This window comes from Vibrio sp. 1580 (genome assembly GCF_033340055.1).
Genome location: NZ_JAWOVT010000001.1, coordinates 370,375 through 388,012, shown reverse-complemented (window position 1 = coordinate 388,012; position 17,638 = coordinate 370,375). Strand labels below are relative to the sequence as shown.

Genomic DNA, 17,638 nt, shown 5'->3' with positions numbered 1-17,638 from the left:
ATGTCAGCGAAATGTCACAAGTTAATTGCGGTATTAAAAGCTTATTTTTTATTTTTGATTAATGGATTAGAAAGTAACCTAAAACAGGCTAACCTACCGAGTGTTCCGCGTCTTTTAAGTTGAACATGATCTTTCTTTGTCTCGAATCGGCGTCTTTAACCAACACGTGCACTTTGGTCCCTAAAGTAAACGTGGCGCTCTGGCTGGAAATTTTTTGTTTGACTACATCAAATTCGAACTCACCATTTTGGAAAGTTGATAAAGGAATGAGACCTTCGGTTCGGTTCCTCTAACTCAACAAATACCCCGAAGTGTGTGACTCCACACGCTGTCCCTATGAAGTGTTGTCCGATAAATGGCTTCATGTAATGACATTTCAGTGCAAACTCAATCTCTCAGCTAGGGATTATGTGCTCGTAGTTATTAGAATTTATTGATTGAGCAGATATATTTAATTTCATTTTTTCTCTTATATTCGCCAATCGCTTTTATTTTATAAACTTTATTTTTATGAGCAAAGCATGAGGCGAAGTGATTCAGATATGAATGAGATTAATTTAGTTCCAAACTGGAATTGCAAGGTAGACTGTGTGATTACCTAAAGATGTATACCAAAGTGACTTTATTGAAAGTGATTAATGATGGTGTGGGAGAGGTAAGTGATTTGGGTATATAAACTCAGATAGAGAATAGTAAGGGCAGTAATAAGTGGAAGGGGATTGTGGCACCAACAACATTGATGCCACACAAAGAATTACAGTGCAGTTACTTCAGCTGCTTGTAAACCTTTGTTACCTTGTTCAACAACGAACGATACTTTTTGGCCTTCAGTAAGAGTTTTGAAGCCTTCAGAAACAATAGAACGGAAGTGAACGAATACGTCATCACCGCCATTGTCTTGAGAAATAAAACCAAAACCTTTAGTTTCGTTGAACCATTTTACTGAACCAGTTAATTTATTAGACATAGATACCTCTATATTTGATTGTTTTAAATATTGAATTTTTAGCTAATATCAAGTGCTACTATATGATTTTAGAGATAACTATTTTGTCGCAGGAACGTAAACGAGGAATTCGATGTGGAACTGAGAGAAACTTTGATCTTTAATTACATTAATAGCTCTTTCCGTAAGAGCTGATGTGCAGTATACCGACAAAATTAATAAAGGCTAGCCTTTTCTTTTTTATTTTTTGAGTACACCAAGCGCATTGCTTTCAAAGCATACGCTTGGTGTATAAGACGGCGTGATGTTATAGGTGGCGTCGAGCGCTTAGTGTTTTCTGGTTGGGCCGTTACGAACGATGTCTTTACCATTGTCATATACGTGCTGCGAAACCCAGCGGCCAAGGAGCAATTGGTGCTTTTCTCCTAATACGGCAACAAATGGACGGCCATCGGTATTAGAGGTGGCTAGCGCAACGCCAGTGACACCTTCAAGACCCAGAGCGCCGCTTTCTACTAAATGCAGAAATGCCTCCAACTCTTCAATCGTTTCGATTACATGGTTATCAATATTCATTGTATTCAATCTCTTCGAATTGCATTGCGGTCGCGTACTCTACCTAAGTTAAGCGTGGAAACCAAGCTTCTACGTGCGTCATGTAATGAGAGAACCTTGCCCTGCCACTAATCATCGATAGTTAGTCTCGATAGTCCGGAACTTGTCTAGATTCAATAAAGTGAAAACCCTCGCTGGTTAGACATGAGTCACATAATGTTGTCTGGTTTATCTCATCAATACTTTTGCTATTGGATGGGGTGAAGGGGAGTGCAATAATTTGTAAAACTCTTTTCCTAAAGGCTGTTATGAAGAAAGTCCTGATTACCGGTTTTGAACCTTTTGGTGGTGACGCCATTAACCCCGCCTTAGAAGCGGTCAAGCAATTAGAGGCTGTGGCCATAAAAGGCGGTGTGATAGTTACTTGCCCAGTCCCCGTAGTTCGATATGACTCGGTGAAAGTCGTTATTGAAGCAATAGAAGCGCACCAGCCAGACTGTGTGATTACTGTAGGGCAAGCGGCTGGACGTGGCGCGATCACCCCAGAGCGTGTCGCAATTAATGTGGATGATTTTCGTATTCCAGATAACGCTGGTCATCAGCCGATTGATGAACCCGTAGTGGCGGACGGCCCAGATGCTTACTTCTCGACACTGCCGATAAAGCGTATTGTTCAAACGCTGCAAAAGCAGGGGATACCTAGCCAGATTTCTAACAGTGCCGGAACATTTGTATGTAACCACCTTTTTTATGGCATCCAACATTATCTAAAAGACAAACCTGTTCGTCATGGGTTTGTTCATATCCCATTATTGCCAGAACAAGCAGTAGATGGCAGTCAGCCTTCCATGTCTCTGGAGATGATAGTCGAAGGGCTAAGGCTGGTGGCTCAAGTTTGTATTGCCAATGAAAACGACATATTGGTCAGCGGCGGGTCGATTTGCTAGTAAGTGTTTTACAGTCCACTAAGTGTATGAAAGCTAGTAATAAGTTCATCGTTTGATGTTGCAATAAATGTTAGCTTTGTCAAATTTCACAAGTAGCGAAAGGAGTAGCATTGAATAGTCAGGTTGGATGTTGTTCAAACTGGCACTCCCCTAATACAGGAGGTATTAGGGGCTACCCTTACGAAAGGCGAGTTATCATGAAAAGCAACAAAAGTAAGTCTATCGCACTTATCTCTGTCGTTGTTTTCGCATTGGCTATCGCTGCGCTTAAATTCGAAAACACACTCGGAGTTCTTCCCATCGTAGTCGCTATTATCGCGTTTTTTTCCTGCGTCATTTACACCAGTATGTATCTTTCTGATATGAAGCGTTCAGAGTTGATAAGTCACTCTGATCATTCTCAAAAAATGTGTACCCACGCATCACGCAATGAGCTTGATGAGCGCGATAAAAAGCGTTGAAGCGAGTCACATTCTCCGTATACTTTGCTGGAGCATTAATGCACTAACGTGTCGGAGATAAGCATGTCAAATCGAGTACCAACCAACATACTGACCGGATTTTTGGGTGTCGGTAAAACGACCACGATTTTAAATCTACTGAAGAACAAACCGGAAAACGAAAACTGGGCGGTTTTGGTCAATGAATTTGGTGAGATTGGCATCGACGGTGCATTGATGACCGACCAAGGTGCGCTGATTAAAGAAGTGCCGGGTGGTTGTATGTGTTGCACGGCGGGCGTGCCAATGTCGGTCGGTATTACCGCATTACTGCGCCAAGAACCGGACCGTTTATTGATTGAGCCGACAGGCCTTGGCCATCCAAAACAAGTTATCGCGACGCTTACCTCAGAACAGTATGAACCTTACGTTGATCTAAAAGCGACGATCGCTCTGGTTGATCCGCGTAACTTAAGTGATGAAAAGTACCTTTCTAACCAAAATTTCGTGGACCAGTTAGATAGCGCAGATGTGGTTATAGGCAGTAAGGTTGACCTTTGTACCAGTCACGACATTGATGTGTTTAATGACTGGGTGACGGACCAATCTCCCTCAAAAGTATTCAGTAAGCTTATTCATGATGGTGAGTTACCGATAGAAGTCTTGGATATCGAACGGGTTTACGGCAGCGCTTCTTCCCATATCGAGTCACATCATCATGACCATGCTCACCAAGAGCCTCAATTCCAGTTGCCGCCAGGTGAAGCCTTTGTGCGTAAAGAGAACAAAGGGCAAGGGTATTTTAGTTGCGGGTGGTTGTTTGGGGCAGAGTACACGTTTGATTTTGATAAACTCTTCTCAATGCTTTCGGACTTAACGGCTGAACGTGTTAAAGCGGTGGTCAACACGGATCAGGGGTGTTACGCGTTTAATGTTGCCAACCGAGTCGTGTCGGTGAATGAAATCAGCTTAGAAGGGTTTGAATCACGATTAGAAGTGATAGATTCTCAGCTGTTGCCATGGGATGAACTTGAGCAAATTCTCCTTCAGTTGTCTGGCATCAAGCGTTAAATCGAACAAATGTTAAACGGAAACGCTGAGCCAGCAATCTGTCTGCGTTCGCCGTTTTTGCTTTTGTAGCGTTTCAATGAGAAAAGTGAGATAAATCACTCAAATTCGGGTATAGTGCACGGCTAAATTTTTAAAGCTATTTTTAGTGGTTTGTTTAAGGAATACGCTCAATGTCATTTTCATCTCAAGGTTTTGCGCCAGAAGTGGTTAAAGCACTGGCAGAATGCGGTTATGAAAAGTTAACGCCAATTCAACAGAAGGCGATTCCAATGGCTCGCAAAGGCCATGATATTTTCGCTACAGCACAAACAGGTACTGGTAAAACGGCTGCGTTTTCTCTGCCTATGATTCAGCAGTTGTTAGACAGTAACCGTAGCGCTTCTCGTAAGACTGCTCGTGCACTTATCTTGGCTCCAACTCGCGAGCTTGCTGAACAAATTGCTGACAACATCAAAGCTTACACGAAGTACACCAATCTGTCGGTGGCGGCGATTTTCGGTGGTCGTAAAATGTCTTCTCAGGTTGCGGCACTGGAAAATGGTGTTGATATCCTTGTGGCTACACCTGGTCGATTGGAAGAACACATCGAACAAGGTAATGTCTCGGTGGCACACTTAGAGTTTTTGGTGTTTGATGAAGCAGACCGTATCTTGGATATGGGCTTTATTCATGCAGTTCGTAAGATCATGCTGGATGTGGATACAGACCCACAAATCATGATGTTTTCGGCAACGACTTCAAGCCAGCTAAATCTGTTAGCGAAAGACATTCTGCGTAAACCAAAACGTATCGAAGTAGAGCGTGCAAATACTACGGCACAAACAGTTGTTCACGTGCTATATCCAGTTGATCAAGAGCGAAAAACGGAACTGCTTTCAGAGCTAATTGGTCGCAAAAACTGGAAACAAGTGTTGGTATTTGTGAACTACAAAGAGACCGCAAACGAAGTGGTAAAAGAGCTGAAACTTGATGGTATCAAAGCGGTGGTTTGTCATGGTGACCGTGCTCAAAGCGCTCGTCGTCGTGCGCTAGAAGAGTTCAAGTCTGGCAAAGCACGTGTCATGGTGGCTACCGATGTCGCTGCTCGAGGTCTAGATATTGAAGACTTACCTCACGTTGTGAACTATGACATGCCTTTCCTAGCGGAAGATTACGTTCACCGAATTGGTCGTACGGGTCGTGCAGGTAAACAAGGTCATGCTGTTTCATTTGTAAACCGAGATGAAGAGCTCACGGTGGTTCAGGTTGAAAATCTAATCCAGCAACGCATTCGCCGTATTGAGCTTGCAGGCTATGAACCAAAACAGCGTGAATCTTACATTGAAAAGCTGCACTCAAAACCAGCATTCAAGAATCGTCAAGGTCGTCGTAATAATCCGAACCAGTCGGCAACAGACCAAGGGTCGGCAGAGCGTCGTCTTGCTATGGTGAAGCGCCTGAAAGCGCGTCGTGGCGCAAAGTAAATTACATCAGTTTGTGATGAAAAGAGCCCCTCAATTGAGGGGCTCTTTTTGTTTGCCGTTTCGCGTTAATTTAGGCCAAGCATATTGGGTTCACCACGATAAATAATGCGATCGTTTCCTCGGTGAATACCAAACGTAACAATGACGGGTGGGTTTTCCTCTTCACTTGTAGAGCTATCCCAATCGTATTTCAGCCAAGGGATGCGATTACCTGAGCCGTCTAAATCCAGGTGGAATTGTATTTGCTCGCGTGCTGAGTCAATTTGGCTTGCAACGATATCGGTCATCCTGCCAACATGCATTGTCCCAACTCCAAAAAGCATGGCGTTGTTTGCAGGCGCATTCGACCAAATTGGCGTGCTGAAGTAATATTCACCATTCGCCGTTGTTGAGCTGTCATCGAAGTTAGTCATAAATCGACCGTTTTGCCAAGTTTCTACAGCAAGTGGCACTTTGATCACCATGCCTTGGTTGCCACCTACATCTTGAAAGTTCAAACGACCGAATCGAATGTCTGGTTGTTTTGTGAGTACTTCGATATCGTCGAAGAAGTTTACCTCATCAACGGCTTTAGTCGTGACTATACCTATTTTGCTGCTGTCACTGTTAGTCCCTTTATTAAATGGGCCATCAGGGTATTGTTTATCTGTCGTGTTCTTTTTCCAACATGGGCTATTGTTACAAGTCGCATTGGTCGAGGGCCTCTCTATAACAAACGTTCCAACACTCGCGCTACCCAGTAGTTTCCAGTCTACCTTCTTAGGCTTAGGCGGCAAAAACCGATCGGAGTATGAGCTTAGCTCGCCTAAATCGAAATGTTGTTGAAGGTTAGACGAAAAGTGGACGTAATTCTTCACGTTTTCCTTATTCGCATTGAGTGCGACAACATCGTAAGTGACTTTCTCAAAAGGTTGATTCATGTAAGCAAAAGTTTGGCCATGTGGGTAGTGCCATTCTTGGTCTTGCACTTGAAAATATTTTGGGTAAAAACGACCGATGTAACGATAGCTTTCGTTAACAGTCATACCTAGATATTTACTTTCTAGGTTTGCTTTTACTCTCAAGCTCCCGACTTCTTCCCAATATAATCCATTAAAGACGAATTGATCATTCTTGGCTGAATTATGCGCCTGAGCCAGTGAGTCACTACTTTTTAGCAATTTTGAGGTTTGGTTCGCTGTCTCTGATGGCGTATGTTGCTCACTCGACAAGACAACCGATGCTGCTGGAGCGTCATCAAGCATAAAATTACGGGTGATAGAGGCATCACAATAACGTGCTGATTCAACAGAACCACTTACAGAGCCGTCAGTTTGCCAAATGATCGGCTTCACTGTTAGAGAGAAAAGTTCTCCGGCGGCAATAAACCCATCTCCTTGTTCAGAGGTGCCAGAAGGCAAAGCACGTTGGTTGTCACAGATAGCGAATGTCCATGGTCGCGAGTGCACATTAAATGTCCCTTTCACTTCCACTTTGCCTTCTTCAGGGCACTCTTCAAATCCCTCACATTCAAAATGATCGGACAATGTCACTTCAAATATGCCGGACTCGTTCGTGACAAGACCATGTTCAGACAAGCCGTCTTTAAATTCCGCTGAATAGCTAAAGTTTCCTTCACTTCCTCCTAATGGTTGAACCAATGGATGAAAAACCTTAGGAGTACCATTGTAGTTGCTTGCGACTACAGGTTCGCCGGTGGAAGCACAAGCAAGCAATCGCGTATGCACGTTTTCTGGTTTACCTGCAATAACGCGTATTTCATTTAAAGTGGCGCTTTTCGTCTTTGAGTAGGCCTCAAACATAAATGGCGTAAACATAAAGCTAACCGTTTGATGCTTGCTGGTGTCTTCTGCCATAGTGAAAGTCAGCGTGTAGTTAGTACCTAACGCGATGGTATCAATATCGTTCGGGACCATTCGAACAACGAGCTCACCATTGTCGTCAGACATAAATTGGTTTGCTTTTAATGTCTGCTGACCTTTGATCACCTCTAAAGTGAACAAGTCAGGGTGTGATAGGGCTGCACTGACTTCTGCGCTTACAACTTCTCCATTATTGGTTGTCATTGCTGTAAATTGCGGAAGATCGTCGCCGCACATCAGTGCCATGTCGTCCGATGGTGTGACGCTGAGGTCGAAGTCGTTCTCTGATGGAGGCGTAATTTTACATTCAGGGATATAAGAAGGAATAGGGCAAGTTGTTGGTGTTTGATTTGCGTAACTACAATTGGGTTCATCAATGCCACAATAGTGGTTGAAATTTGAACTTGATTCTAGGGTGGCTGTCACACTACCACAAATAGAAGTATTGGAGTTATTAATTGAAAAATGCATTGCCGAAATAGCTTGCTTATTCGCATATATTTTGGTCGTGCCAAAACCTGTATCTACAGTATGTCCCTGAGATGTCAAAGAACCAAAAACTGTCGTATTATTAAGATTTATCCCCGATAGAGCATTAATGTTGCCCACAACTATTGGTGTATTAGAAAGCGACGATTCCAGTTGATTAATTTCTACTTTTGTTCCTTTTGATTTGATATCACCGCAGAACATACCAGATTCGATGTACACGTCACTTTGAGCAATGATGTTGCCATTAAGGACGTTGTGCTCTCCGTGAAACTCGACAGAACGGCCATTTCCACCAACACCATTGGTTTCTATATCTCCTTCGATTTCACTATCAGTTATTTTTATAGAACCTAAAGCAGAGACATTACCTAGTACGTAGCTATTACCATTAATTTTTAACCAAGTTCCTTTAGCTTTGATGTTTATAGGGCTTTCCTTTGAGCCTATGACATTCTGCCCACGGAGTGTTATGGAACCATGAGCGGTTAAAGACGATGAGCTTTGACTACTATTTATAATTTGATCGCCTTTCGGGAGAACAATATTTGTAGTGCAATCGTAAGTAGAACCCGTTACATGAATGGTTCCGTTTTTACAAAAGGCAACATTAGTGTTTGACTTGATATCTGCTAAGTCATAAGTGGTGGCGTGTGAGGTTAGCGGTAAAAAAAGAACCGCAGTGAAAATACTGCAAAGACGCATCATCAAATGTCCTAATGAGTGGAACAAGATGGCATCAAGCGAGCGTGAGCAAATGCTCACTGAAATTGGAATAGCTGCGGTACTTTTTGTTTTGAAGCCGCTTAGTTATTGAACTTTGGTTATTTTTTATTTCGTATGTCATTCCAAAGTTTAGCGGCCTTATTACAACGTAAGTGTCAGGTTAGTTCAAGAGGTAAGTGTGATGTGTGTCGCTTTATATGTGTAACTATTTGTTAGTTAAGGATAATGAGTAAGCATGTTGGTTCAGAATCAGGAAGGACGCGATCCTGATTCTGAATGTTTATAACGCTAGGCAGCGTGAACGATGAGTGGAGCCATCTGATATAACTCTTCTAGTATGGCTTTCGTTTGTCTCGAATAGACCAAGCAATCTCGATCGCCAACGAGCTGAATTGCTCTCACTTTACCTGCAACCAGACATTGCCTAATCGTGCGTAGAACCATTTGGATATCAATTTCTGACGCGCCATCAAGGCTGTTTTTGGTTTTTAGAGATCCAAGGTCGATACTAATGATTATTTGGTCGCAGTGGTCTAGGTAATTGCCGATCTGTTGCTTAACGTTATTGCGATGACGAAAAGAAAACTCTTTCTCGGTCACCCAATCACAACCTTGATCTTCCGCGTATTCCCACGTTTCCTGCTTCGTCTCTTGCTCACTGACGCCAGCAAAAAACAATCGTACGTTTTGATAGCGAGAAAGAGCAAAATGGAATGCAGAGCCTAAGCGTGGCTCAAGTGTCGGTTTCAAGTTCATGTTATGCCCGATATTTACGACACCCACTTCGTCTCGATAGGATACGACCACAGGTAACATGGACAAGATTGCCTCGGTACAGTTAGTGACTAAAACCGGAATTGAGTGACGAGAAAGCGAAAGACTTAACGCTTCCTGAAACTCGCCATTCTCCAGTTTGTCGTGGTTGAAGTGCCCATAGTTTTCAGCGGTTTCATGATCATGTTGTTGGTAAAGCCAATCACTAGCATTTTCCAAACTTTGATCAGCTAATTCAAACGCGCCCTTAGACATGGGTGGCAAATACTCACACACTGTCATAAAAGAAAAAGGGTAATGCTGCGGCTGTTTCACGGTGTGATGGAGTTTATAGCGTTTGAAAAAGCTTAACATGATGAATTACCTTTCTGGTGGTAGTGCCCTTGCCGCTTGCAGTACATGTAAAATAATGCGCTGCTTATCCTTTTCGACTCGGTGGGCCGGAGCCATCACTGAGACTGCGCCAATCAGTTTGCTTCCTTTCATTACCGGTGCGCTAATACCTGAAACACCCGGGTCAATCTCAGAAGTACTGACGGCATATCCGTGTTTACGGATGGTTGTGAGCTCTTTTTCCCACTCGTCGCGTCGGTGATCTTGATTAAAATATCTCAAGATTTTCTCGCATCGACTTTGAGGCATAAAAGCGAGCATCACTTTAGATGAGGCACCGCGCAGCAGAGGTTGACTTTGACCCTGGACGAAGCTGCAACGCAGCGCCTGCATACTTTCTTTCTGTCTGACACAAAGCGCACGATAACCCGCTGGTACCATATAAGCGGCCATTTCCCCGGTTTGTTGTACCAACCTAGCCAGTATGGTTTCGACCATGTCGAGCCCATGTTGCGCGGTCTCATAGCTGTGCATGAGTAATAATGCCGCCGGACCAACGACAAATGTCTTGTCGTGAACGCTTTCTTCGATCAAGTTCCACTCTTTAAGCAGTTTTAAGTGTCGGTAAAGGCTGCTTAAAGGAACGTTCAATTGCTCGCTTAGCGTTTTCGCAGAAACTGGGAACGGACTAACTGCAACTTGCATTAACAACTGCAGTGATTTTTCGTTTACCTGGTTAGCATTAGCTTTGTTTGTCGTCATGAGAGTGTTGTAACGTGTTGTAGGAGTTACGACAAATATAATTCTTAATCACTGAGAAAAGAAAAATAATTTTAATGGGTAATTCTTACATGATGAGAAACAGACCGGTAAAGACTTTCGCAAGTACCGATAGACATAACATGGTGTCGAATTAAAGTCTCAGGTTTGAGGCGCTTGATACTAAATTGGAACAGGAGTGAATAAGACATTGTTTAGTTTGCGGTATTACTCAGCGTTTCGCATACTGAGTTAATCCAAACAAATAATGTTAAAAAACGTGAGTTGCTAGCGGGTATCGGAATCGAGGTACCATCTCAGTAAATCGGTTTTATAAAAGGTTACTTTTATATGCTGAATAAGGCGATTTTTAAAAAAGCCATCATTTTCCTTCTGCCTATTCCCTTGGTTATTGGAGAGGTTTTGTATTTAGCTCGTGAAAGCGTGCAAAACAATCTCAATCATTTATTAGAAAAAAATGTGCAAATTGCAGATGAAATTTTATTCCAAATAGAGACAGAAAACCGCACGGCGCTGCTACACCCTGAACGATGTGAAGAGCTCCAGCAAAGCTTAATGTTTGAACGAGATATTGAAGAAATGCTCATTGTGAAAGAGGGAGTCATTACTTGTTCTTCGAAATTGGGAAGTATCTCTAAACCGTTAGCTGAGCACATCGCCTTTCCCAAGGGACAAACGCTAGCGCTTGGTAGTGTTGATAGCTTGTACGATCAGTTCTTGCTAGTGGTAACGGAAGGAGAGCGGGGTTATCAAGCCGTAACGATTATCGATCATGACTACTTTAATGCGACAATAGGGTTTAACAACGATTTACGCCTAAAACGCTCTGCGCTGTTTATCCATGATCAAGTTTCACCAGAAGGAGCATTAAGAGCGGGAAGTAATCCTATCGGTATCAAATCGTCGCAAATGTTTGAGTATGAAGCTTTGAGTGAAGCCAGCGATCTTTTCGTCAAACAGAGAACACTTTCCTATTTTTTGTACTCAATTCCAATTATTTTCGTGATCTACCTTTGCTTGTATGCGTTGAATAAGTTTATTGATCCTCATCGCAATTTGATACTGGATCTTAAAAGAGCGATAAAAAGAGGAGAGTTGACCCTGTATTACCAACCGCAAGTTAACGTTGATACCGGTCAGTTATTCGGGTTTGAAGCGCTAGTGCGATGGGAGCATCAAAGTAAGGGGTTCATTTCTCCGGATGAGTTTGTCCCTGCGGCAGAGCAAAGTGGATTGGTTTTTTTACTTACTGATTTCGTTCTGGATAAAGCGGCAGAGGACTTCAGTAAATTAGGCTTTGATCTGCCTGTCCACCTTGGTATTAACGTGCCGCCTGGCTATTTAGTCGGACCAAACGCGATCAGAAAAATTCAATTGCTCGACAGACAGTTGAGCCGAAACAAAGTCTCATTAGGGGTAGAGATAACGGAGCGTCAGCTCATTGATTCAGAGGCGAGAAAATGCATTGCAGCGCTGCGAGTGCATGGTATTGATGTGCTGATCGATGATTTTGGAACTGGCCAAACCTCGTTGGCATTTCTACAGCACATGCGCATAGATTACTTAAAAATCGATAAGTGCTTTGTCGAAACCATTGGTATTCCTAGCCTTAGTGCTTCTGTCTTAAAAGCGATGGTTCACTTCGCGGAAGAATTACAAGTACAATTGATCGCTGAAGGCGTGGAAACCATAGCGCAAGCTGAACACTTAAAGCAGATGGGAGTGAGATACCATCAGGGATACCTGTACTCCAAACCATTACCTTATGAGCAGCTTGCGCAGCGAAGTCATTATGATTGGTAGACGTTAGCTCTATAACACTGAGCATTTTCATCAAACACAAACTCTAACTCATTTTTGATGCTATCTAAGCGGTCTTCTTGGTAGTGAGACACATACAATAGTTGGCTTAAATTCTCTCTAGCGATGAGTTCAAGTGTGTTCTTAACTAACCGTCTACCCAAAAAATCTAACCCTTGATACGGCTCGTCCAAAATCAATAATGTGGGTTGTTTCACGATGGCTCTTGCAATCAGTAACAGTCGCTGCTGACCGTACTCTAATTGCTTAAATGAGGTTTTTTTGTACTGGCTCATATGTAAGATATCGAGCCACTCGTTTGCAATATCCATTTCTTTGCGAGTTGGCTGGTTATACAACCCAATCGAATCGTAAAATCCTGACAAAATGACTTCTAATGCGCTGCAATTGACTCGATATTGGAGGTGTAGCGCTGAAGACACCATACCGATATGCTGCTTAATTTCCCAGATTGTCTCGCCAGTACCACGCTTTTTACCAAAAATATCAATGTCATTGCTGTAGCATTGCGGATGATCGCCAAAGATCAATCCAAGTAAGGTACTCTTTCCACAACCATTTGGACCTTTGACCTGCCAATGTTGGCTCTTGTCTATGCGCCAGTTCAAGTCAGTAAAAATCTTCTTATCGGTGTATTCGACAGCCCCATTCTTTAGTTCAAATATTGGGTTGTTGAATGGCGTCGAGTGCTGATGCTGACGTATCAAGCTCATCATTTCTTCACTCTGTTGCTTTGACTGAGATTTAATTTGTCCAATGATTGGATGATTATCCCAACTGGACTTATCCATTGTACTATCAAGTTTTCCTGCACTGAAAAGCGCGATGCTATTGATCCACTCAGGCATGTCAGATTCGCGAGAGAAGGTTATGAGTAGTTGCACATTTTGAGAAAGCGAGTGTAAATAGCGAGCGAGAGCAGCTCGGTGCGCAATATCTAAGCCAGTAAATGGATTATCGAGTAATACTAAGTCAGGTTGTGTGGCTAAAGCTCGGGCGAGCATTACTCTTCTGGTTTCTCCGGTAGAGAGAACACGGAAGCCACTATCTCTAAGATGACTTAGGTCGAGATCATTAACTAGCTGTTCAGTTAAGTTAGTGTCTTGGCTCTGTTCTAGGATTAATGAATAAACAGTGCTCCCTTGGTCGATACGATCAAGAAAATCCGTATCATCCTTTTCTAATTCTCTTTCCAGTAATCGCTGTTGCTCTGATAACGACACTTGCGCAACGGACAGCCCATTTAGCTCAATTTCCCCACTATCTGGTGACATTTCATCACAAATAAGGTCTCCAAGCAGAGAGCCAATATCTCCATCCGCGCTGAATATCCCCCAAGACTGCTGAGTGTTAATTTTCCAATCGTCAATAAACAAGTGTGTCGTGTTTCTCTTAGCTGCAAGCTGACGAAAGTGAATAGTCATTGTGTTTGTCTTCCTTGTTTTCGTTTTAGTGGATTACTTATAACAATTTACGAACTCAGTACGGAAGCGCTTTTGTGTATTAATTTTGAACAGTGCTCAGTCTTGTGCATATCAACGAAGCCTTGTATTAGAGGATAAAAATGCGACTAGAGTCATTAAGTAACAAGTAAGCTTGTCAATAATTTTGTTTTATTTTTGAATCAACCTATCATTATGCATGTAAATGTTATGCTGATAAATTCATATTTGCCGTTTGTTAATTAATCAATGTAAGGACACATGTTTATGAGTGAAACGGAATACGATTACCCTTCGAGTTACAGCCTAGTTTCCATTACCGATACCTCCAGTTACATCAAATATGCCAGTGAAAACTTTAATGAAGTCGCGGGGTTTGATGAAGGGGAGCTTATCGGTAAACCCCACAATGTTGTGCGTCATCCTGATATGCCAAAACAGGCTTTTAAAGATTTATGGACTCACCTGAAAACTGGCAAACACTGGATGGGAATGGTCAAAAATCGACGTAAAAACGGCGGCTATTATTGGGTTGACGCGTTTGCTTCTCCTATAAAATCTAATGGTGAAGTTGTGGAATACCAATCAGTGAGATTTAAACCTGAGCGTATACACATCCAGCGAGCGGAAAAAGCGTATTCGAAGCTTCGAAATAATCGTAAGCCGTGGAAAATGTATCTTCCTCGTACACGTTTGTGGATGAGATCGGCCTTCTTCCTTTTAATTTCAAACCTTCTTGGCTTACTCATTCTACAAATGAATCAATCACCAGTGATAGCGTTTGGCGTTGTTGCGTTACTTTCCGTTTTCTCTATTTATGTATTAACCAGACCAGTTGAGAAGCTCGCTAAACAGGCTAGGCAAGACTTCAACAATCCACTCATGGAATATATTTATTGCGGAAGAATCAACGATCTGGCTGAGATTGAGCTGGGTATGAAGATGCGTAAGCAATTTGCCAATGCGCTATTGGGGCGCGTTGGCGTGTCTGTAAAAGACTCTTGCGAAAAAACGCGCGCAAGTGCTAACAGTGCTGCGACAAATAGCCAGCAAGTGACGGAGAACTTAAGCGCACAGAAAGTGGAGATTGACTCGGTCGCAACAGCGGTCAATGAGATGCAAGCCTCTTCATCTGAGATATCAAATAATGCTCAAGCGACCGCCGAGGCTACGTTAGAAGCGCAAAATACGATGATAGACAGCCGTAGCGTTATCGATAATGTTAACCAATCGGTTTTAGAGTTGGTGGGTGAGCTCGGCGAAATATCTAAAGTGGTCATACGTTTGAACCAACAAACCGAGCAAATTGGAACCGTTGTTGAAGTCATCAATGGTATTGCCGAACAAACTAATTTATTAGCGTTGAACGCTGCAATTGAAGCCGCGAGGGCAGGCGAACAAGGCAGAGGGTTTGCCGTTGTAGCAGATGAAGTGAGAACCTTAGCTAAAAGAACTCAGGAATCGACAACAGAGATTAAATCGGCCATTGAAGGAATTCAAAATGGGAGCAAATCAGCGGTTTCTGCGTTAGAGAAAGGTAACGAAATGTCGACCGGAACGGTAACATTGTTAGGTACTGCTTTGGATAGCATTCAACAACTGGAATCCCTTGTTCAAGACGTTGTCGAACGAAACCAACAAATTGCGGTCGCGATAGAAGAGCAGGTTTATGTAACGGATGAAATAAATGAAAACATCCAGTCGCTTAATTTAAAGTACAGTGAATCGTATGAACTGATGACTGAAACGAATCATATGAACACCAAAGTGCAAAATTGCACCAATGACCTGTCTGAAATGATTAAAAAGTTTGCTTAAACTTTAGAAAATCGAAGTTAAAAGCCCGCTAAACATTAGCGGGCTTTTAACTGGAATATAGTGAAGTGCCGGATTCGTTTACGAGCGAGGATTTCTAAATCTCGTTTTTTAAGAGCTAAAACGACGAAAGCTCGCAATAAATGCGAGCTCTCTAAATAAGTGGCGGAGAGATAGGGATTTGAACCCTAGATACGCTATTAACGTATGCCGGTTTTCAAGACCGGTGCTTTCAACCACTCAGCCATCTCTCCGTTGTGGGCGGTATAATAAGGAGCATAGTCCGACTTGTAAAGTGCTGAATTATAATAGAAGTACTGTTTGCTTGTTTTATGATCACTGATGTGATGTTGGACAGTTTGAAAGCGGAGTGAAAAAGGGACAAAAAGTACCAATTTATAGAGTTTTTACTTTATATTGGCGCACGTCAATAAAATGGTGTTTTATTGTTATCTTGCTGATATATAAGACATAACATGCTTTTAGGGTACATGTGTTCGCCCGAAAGTATTTGCAAGACTTTGTGAACTAATTCAAAATTAACTGGTATAGCCAGTTGTGCTTAGAATTCTTAAGGGTGTTTATGAAGGTCACAAATCTATTTAAAGACAAAGTTGATGCGATTTCTGCTCATCAATCCGAGTTTATGAATTGGATGTCTCCAACGTTACGCGATTATTGGAGTGACTTTTTGGGGAAAGCTCAAAATAGCTTTCTTTTCTCAAAAGTTCGTGATCACCAGCAGCCAGCCGTCAACGAAGAAGTTGCACCTCAACCTGCACCGATCGTAATGGCACCAGAGGCTCAAAAGCTTTATGACGAGTTAAGTGAAAAAATTGGCGAAGTTATTCACACTGGTGATTGGGTTCATGTGTCTCAAGAACGTATTAACCAATTTGGTGCGGTAACGGAAGACATGCAATGGATTCATACTGATCCAGAGCGTGCTTCAACTGAATCTCCATTTAAGACAACTATCGCTCATGGCTTTTTAACATTAGCATTGCTGCCTAAACTGACGGATTCAGTTGATCCAGAAAAGCCAATGTTCCCAACAGCTAAAATGGTAGTTAACTTGGGTTTAAACCAAGTTCGTTTCCCTTACCCTGTCAAAGCAGGCAATAATGTTCGTGCAGTCAGCACGTTAACAAAAGTAACGCCAATCAAAAAAGGTTTGGAGATTGAGCGCGAAATTAAAGTGGAAATTGAAGGTATTCGCCGACCTGGTGCGGTTGTGGTCTCTGTAATTCAACTGCATTTCTAATTCCGAAACCGGATAGAACACGACATAGGAAAAGAGAGCATCAAGGTGCTCTCTTTTTTATTTTTACTGATTAAAGTTTTTTACTGGCGTATAACCGTAATCTGCAATCGCTTTTTGTCCCTGCTCTGAACGAAGGAAAGCGATAAAACCTTTACCTGCATCGCTAATCTTATCTACTTTGTATAGCACTAGGAATGGTCGCGCCAACTTGTACTTATGATTGCTAATGTTTGTCGAGGTTGGGTCAATACCATCTAACTGAATCGCCTTGATCGAGCGATCTACTGACCCTACAGAGATAAAACCAATGGCGCGAGTGTTATGGTTAACAATGGTTTTTACCATGCTGTTACTGTTTACAACCAAGTTGTTTGGGCTGATATCCGAGACAAGGCGATCATTAACGATTTTGGTCAGTCCCAGCAAGCTTTCGAAGCTGTAACGTGAACCTGAAGACGCTTCTCTAGTAACCACCGCGATAGGCTGATCTGCGCCCCCGACCTCTTTCCAATTCTTAATTTTACCTTTGTAAATATCAAATAGTTGTTGCTGAGAAAGGTTTTCTACAGAGTTGGTACGGTTTACAACAACAGCGAGGCCATCATAAGCGATAGGGTATACATTGAGATCTTCACCTTTTTCGCTTTCAGTCAGATAGCGAGAGCTCATGCCTATTTCGGCTACTCCTTTATTGACCATGGTGATACCAGCACTCGAACCAATGCCCTGAACAGCAACGTAATCGTCTGGGTGTGTTTTGTTGTATTCCTCAGCAAGTACATCCATCACACGAGCAACCGACGTTGAACCTGAGATGTTGATTTCTTTTGCAATGGTAGGGAGGGAGACTGCTATGGCCAATAACGTCGCCACAGTAAAACGTAACATATTAAACTCCATATACGGGATA

At 42.5% G+C, this 17,638-nt stretch carries 14 protein-coding genes, 1 tRNA gene and 1 pseudogene; 7 read left to right on the top strand and 9 right to left on the bottom strand.

Annotated features, from left to right (window positions below):
- Positions 1 to 88: 88 nt before the first annotated feature.
- The 3 genes and pseudogenes from R7093_RS01815 to R7093_RS01805 all read right to left on the bottom strand — a co-directional run.
- Positions 89 to 395: pseudogene (locus R7093_RS01815) on the bottom strand (S1 RNA-binding domain-containing protein); the annotation flags it as partial.
- 359 nt (positions 396 to 754) lie between these two features.
- Positions 755 to 967 (bottom strand): cold-shock protein, encoded by a 213-nt coding sequence (locus R7093_RS01810; protein ID WP_005375644.1) that lies wholly within the window; start codon positions 965 to 967, stop codon positions 755 to 757.
- A gap of 306 nt (positions 968 to 1,273) precedes the next feature.
- Complete coding sequence (locus R7093_RS01805) at positions 1,274 to 1,522, bottom strand: hypothetical protein (protein WP_005375646.1); 249 nt, start codon at positions 1,520 to 1,522, stop codon at positions 1,274 to 1,276.
- A gap of 287 nt (positions 1,523 to 1,809) precedes the next feature.
- Between R7093_RS01805 and pcp the strand changes: the two genes are divergently transcribed.
- The 4 genes from pcp (at position 1,810) to R7093_RS01785 (ending at position 5,422) form a co-directional block, all read left to right on the top strand.
- A complete protein-coding gene (gene pcp / locus R7093_RS01800; protein ID WP_262634902.1) occupies positions 1,810 to 2,448 on the top strand; it encodes a pyroglutamyl-peptidase I in 639 nt (212 codons plus the stop codon).
- 197 nt (positions 2,449 to 2,645) lie between these two features.
- Positions 2,646 to 2,909 (top strand): hypothetical protein, encoded by a 264-nt coding sequence (locus R7093_RS01795; RefSeq protein WP_047009320.1) that lies wholly within the window; start codon positions 2,646 to 2,648, stop codon positions 2,907 to 2,909.
- A 63-nt stretch (positions 2,910 to 2,972) separates the two neighbouring features.
- Entirely contained in the window at positions 2,973 to 3,959 is a 987-nt protein-coding gene (locus R7093_RS01790) for a CobW family GTP-binding protein (RefSeq protein WP_047101544.1), read from the top strand.
- A gap of 170 nt (positions 3,960 to 4,129) precedes the next feature.
- Positions 4,130 to 5,422 carry a DEAD/DEAH box helicase gene (locus R7093_RS01785; RefSeq protein WP_318146473.1) on the top strand — a complete coding sequence of 431 codons (1,293 nt, stop codon included), beginning with the start codon at positions 4,130 to 4,132 and terminating at the stop codon, positions 5,420 to 5,422.
- Positions 5,423 to 5,487: 65 nt separating this feature from the next.
- Here R7093_RS01785 and R7093_RS01780 read toward each other — a convergent pair whose 3' ends face one another.
- The 3 genes from R7093_RS01780 to R7093_RS01770 form a co-directional block, all read right to left on the bottom strand.
- Positions 5,488 to 8,478, bottom strand: a complete 2,991-nt coding sequence (locus R7093_RS01780; RefSeq protein ID WP_047101838.1) for a DUF6701 domain-containing protein — start codon at positions 8,476 to 8,478, stop codon at positions 5,488 to 5,490.
- 309 nt (positions 8,479 to 8,787) lie between these two features.
- Positions 8,788 to 9,627, bottom strand: a complete 840-nt coding sequence (locus tag R7093_RS01775) for an arginase (RefSeq protein WP_005375657.1) — start codon at positions 9,625 to 9,627, stop codon at positions 8,788 to 8,790.
- A gap of 6 nt (positions 9,628 to 9,633) precedes the next feature.
- Positions 9,634 to 10,368: an IclR family transcriptional regulator gene (locus R7093_RS01770; RefSeq protein WP_005386192.1), complete on the bottom strand. Its 735-nt coding sequence runs from the start codon at positions 10,366 to 10,368 to the stop codon at positions 9,634 to 9,636.
- 348 nt (positions 10,369 to 10,716) lie between these two features.
- On the opposite strand from R7093_RS01770, the gene R7093_RS01765 reads away from it, so the two are divergent.
- The gene (locus tag R7093_RS01765; protein WP_149191570.1) at positions 10,717 to 12,189 is read left to right on the top strand and encodes an EAL domain-containing protein; all 1,473 of its coding nucleotides are present in this window, start codon (positions 10,717 to 10,719) and stop codon (positions 12,187 to 12,189) included.
- Here the strand turns inward: R7093_RS01765 and modF are convergent.
- A complete protein-coding gene (gene modF / locus R7093_RS01760; protein ID WP_149191569.1) occupies positions 12,177 to 13,631 on the bottom strand; it encodes a molybdate ABC transporter ATP-binding protein ModF in 1,455 nt (484 codons plus the stop codon). The genes R7093_RS01765 and modF overlap by 13 nt on opposite strands.
- 285 nt (positions 13,632 to 13,916) lie before the next feature.
- On the opposite strand from modF, the gene R7093_RS01755 reads away from it, so the two are divergent.
- Positions 13,917 to 15,467, top strand: a complete 1,551-nt coding sequence (locus R7093_RS01755; RefSeq protein ID WP_025768974.1) for a PAS domain-containing methyl-accepting chemotaxis protein — start codon at positions 13,917 to 13,919, stop codon at positions 15,465 to 15,467.
- A gap of 160 nt (positions 15,468 to 15,627) precedes the next feature.
- On the opposite strand, the gene R7093_RS01750 is transcribed toward R7093_RS01755, so the two are convergent.
- Positions 15,628 to 15,718 (bottom strand) — tRNA-Ser (locus R7093_RS01750).
- A 329-nt stretch (positions 15,719 to 16,047) separates the two neighbouring features.
- On the opposite strand from R7093_RS01750, the gene R7093_RS01745 reads away from it, so the two are divergent.
- Complete coding sequence (locus R7093_RS01745) at positions 16,048 to 16,728, top strand: MaoC family dehydratase (protein ID WP_005386198.1); 681 nt, start codon at positions 16,048 to 16,050, stop codon at positions 16,726 to 16,728.
- 63 nt (positions 16,729 to 16,791) lie between these two features.
- On the opposite strand, the gene R7093_RS01740 is transcribed toward R7093_RS01745, so the two are convergent.
- Positions 16,792 to 17,616 carry a phosphate ABC transporter substrate-binding protein gene (locus R7093_RS01740; protein ID WP_017635752.1) on the bottom strand — a complete coding sequence of 275 codons (825 nt, stop codon included), beginning with the start codon at positions 17,614 to 17,616 and terminating at the stop codon, positions 16,792 to 16,794.
- Positions 17,617 to 17,638 lie beyond the last annotated feature (22 nt).